The sequence below is a fragment of the Salegentibacter sp. genome (assembly GCF_041642575.1).
In the GTDB taxonomy this organism is placed as follows: domain Bacteria; phylum Bacteroidota; class Bacteroidia; order Flavobacteriales; family Flavobacteriaceae; genus Salegentibacter.
Genome location: NZ_JBEPWD010000085.1, coordinates 1 through 2,837 on the forward strand (window position 1 = coordinate 1; position 2,837 = coordinate 2,837).

A 2,837-nucleotide genomic window follows, 5' to 3' on the forward strand; every position below is an offset into this window, starting at 1 on the left:
ATATTAATTCACTTCCGAAGGACCTTCTCCTGGAAGCTAAACAAAAAGGTTTTGCCGATCGCCAGATAGCTCATATGCTGGATTGCTGGGAGAGCGAAGTCTATAAAAAAAGAGAGGAACTTGGTGTAAACCGGGTATTTAAACTGGTTGATACCTGTGCCGCCGAGTTTAAGGCCGAAACTCCTTACTATTATTCCACTTTTGAGGCCGATATTGAAACTCCTGACGGAAAAAGATATGTCGCGAACGAAAGTAAAGTAACCGATAGAAAAAAGATCGTGGTTCTTGGTTCAGGTCCAAACAGGATCGGGCAGGGGATAGAATTCGATTATTCCTGTGTTCACGGAGTACTGGCCGCATCAGAGTGTGGCTACGAGACCATAATGATCAACTGTAATCCTGAAACTGTTTCCACCGATTTTGATATTGCTGATAAACTTTATTTTGAACCGGTTTTCTGGGAGCATATCTACGACATTATTCGGCACGAAAAACCTGAAGGTGTAATAGTGCAGCTGGGTGGACAAACTGCGTTGAAACTGGCAGAAAAGCTTGATCGTTACGGTATAAAAATTATGGGAACCAGCTTTGAAGCGCTGGATCTTGCTGAAGACCGTGGAAGTTTTTCGAAGTTGTTAAAGGATAATGATATTCCCTTCCCTGATTTTGGTGTAGCTGAAACCGCCGATGAAGCTCTTGCTCTGGCTGATGAACTTGATTTCCCTCTTTTGGTAAGACCGTCTTACGTTCTTGGAGGACAAGGGATGAAGATCGTTATCAATAAGGACGATCTCGAGGCGCACGTAGTAGACCTTCTTAGAAAAATACCAAACAATAAATTATTGCTGGATCACTATCTGGACGGAGCGATTGAAGCAGAAGCTGATGCTATTTGTGACGGGGAAGATGTTCATATTATAGGGATAATGGAGCATATCGAGCCTTGCGGAATCCATTCAGGAGATTCTAATGCGGTACTTCCACCATTTAACCTGGGCGATCTGGTGATGCAACAAATCAAGGATCACACTAAAAAAATTGCCCTGGCTTTAAATACTGTTGGGTTGATCAATATCCAGTTTGCGATTAAAGATGATATGGTTTACATCATAGAAGCAAATCCAAGGGCCTCGAGAACGGTTCCATTTATCGCGAAAGCTTATGGCGAACCCTATGTGAATTACGCAACTAAGGTGATGCTGGGAGAGAAGAAGGTGAAAGACTTTAATTTCAACCCAAAACTGGAGGGATATGCGATAAAGCAACCGGTATTCTCTTTTAACAAGTTCCATAATGTGAATAAACAACTGGGACCTGAAATGAAAAGTACCGGAGAAAGTATCTTGTTTATCGATAGTTTGAAAGATGATGCTTTCTACGATCTTTATTCAAGAAGAAAAATGTACCTGAGTAAATAATATCAGGAGTTATTATAAATTTAACCCATTGTGAGCTCTTAATCTCACAATGGGTTTTTAATTTGAAATATGAAGGAACTGGTTCTTATTATTGGCGGTATTTATGGCGCTTTAGCTGTTGTATTTGGTGCTTTTGGCGCCCACGCATTGAAGAAACGATTTAATGACGACCAATTAAAAAGCTTTGAAACAGGAGTGAAATATCAAATGTATCACGCTTTGATTTTGATTATCTCTGGAATAAGCTTTCCCTTCATAGGGGTTTCCCAGCAACTAACGGCCTGGTTTTTTATCCTCGGAATTTTTCTTTTTTCCTTCAGTATTTATGGGCTTACCCTAAGTTCAGCATTTGGAAAGAAACTCCGTTTTCTTGGTCCGGTTACGCCTTTAGGCGGTTTATTACTTATTCTGGGTTGGATATTTTTTACCATTAACATCGCTGAAATAGCAGCGTATCTATAGCTTTTCAGCTTCAATTTCTGCAACTCTTTGTTTCCGATACCTTTCTGCATACCAGGCAACCAGAAGTAATTGTAAAGAGTGATAAAGCATAATTGGCAATAAAAGTAACCCTGTGCTCGCCGAGCTACCAAAGATCACTTTCACCATAACTGAACCGTGAACGAGGGACTTCTTTGTTCCGCAAAACTGAGCCGTAATCTTGTCGGGTGTATTGAATCCAAGTTTTTTACTTAGAAAGCCCAGGCCATAATAAACCCCAAAAAATAGTACGACGACCATAGCACCAAGTTTCGTCATTTCAAGAATGCTTATTCTCTCGAATAAATTAGACAAAAAGGATGCACTGAAACTGGAATAAACGATTAAAATAATGGTGGTTTTGTCCAACAGACTCAGTTGTTTGCTGTGTTTTCTTGCAAAATCACCCCAGAATCGTTGCAGAAACAATCCAATAATGAGCGGTAATATAATTTGAAGAAAAAGCTTCAGAATAATAGATCCAAAATCAAATTCCCCGGATTTCTTAATAAAGAAACTCAGCCATAATGGGGTAGCGATTATTCCAATTAACCCTGAAAGGCTGGCGTTAAAAATCGCCGTGGGTAAATTCCCTTTTGCCAGGGAAACCATAACGATAGAAGAAGAAACGGTAGAGGGCAATGTTCCCAGGAAAAATAGGGCGATCCAAAGATCGGAGCCTGTTCCTGTTTCGAAAAACGGCAAAAAAAGCATAGCTAACAGCGGAAAAACCACAAAAGTGGTTAGTTGAATTACAATATGAACCTTGTAATTCAGAAAACCCATTTTAAATTCGGCCGGGGAAAGCTTGAGTCCGTAAAAAAAGAAGATAAGACCAATCCCGATATCGGTGATCGTCTTTAAAGGAAGGATCTCAATACCCTGCGGAACATAATAAGCGATAATTATGGCAGCAAAAAGCGCGACTATGAATCCGTT

General features: G+C 40.2%; 3 protein-coding genes. 2 read left to right on the forward strand and 1 reads right to left on the reverse strand.

The window, feature by feature from the left end; all coding sequences use genetic code 11:
• A partial coding sequence (carB, locus tag ACESK1_RS10755) for a carbamoyl-phosphate synthase large subunit (RefSeq protein ID WP_372920184.1) occupies positions 1-1,418 on the forward strand: 1,418 nt, incomplete at its 5' end.
• Between the two features lie 69 nt (positions 1,419-1,487).
• Positions 1,488-1,880, forward strand: a complete 393-nt coding sequence (locus tag ACESK1_RS10760) for a DUF423 domain-containing protein (RefSeq protein ID WP_372920185.1) — start codon at positions 1,488-1,490, stop codon at positions 1,878-1,880.
• Here ACESK1_RS10760 and ACESK1_RS10765 read toward each other — a convergent pair.
• A partial coding sequence (locus tag ACESK1_RS10765; protein WP_372920186.1) for a bile acid:sodium symporter family protein occupies positions 1,875-2,837 on the reverse strand: 963 nt, incomplete at its 5' end. The genes ACESK1_RS10760 and ACESK1_RS10765 overlap by 6 nt on opposite strands.

Coding starts and splice junctions, on each gene's coding strand:
- ACESK1_RS10760 (WP_372920185.1), top strand. CDS start 1,488: ATGAAGGAACTGGTTCTTATTATTGGCGGTATTTATGGCGCTTTAGCT.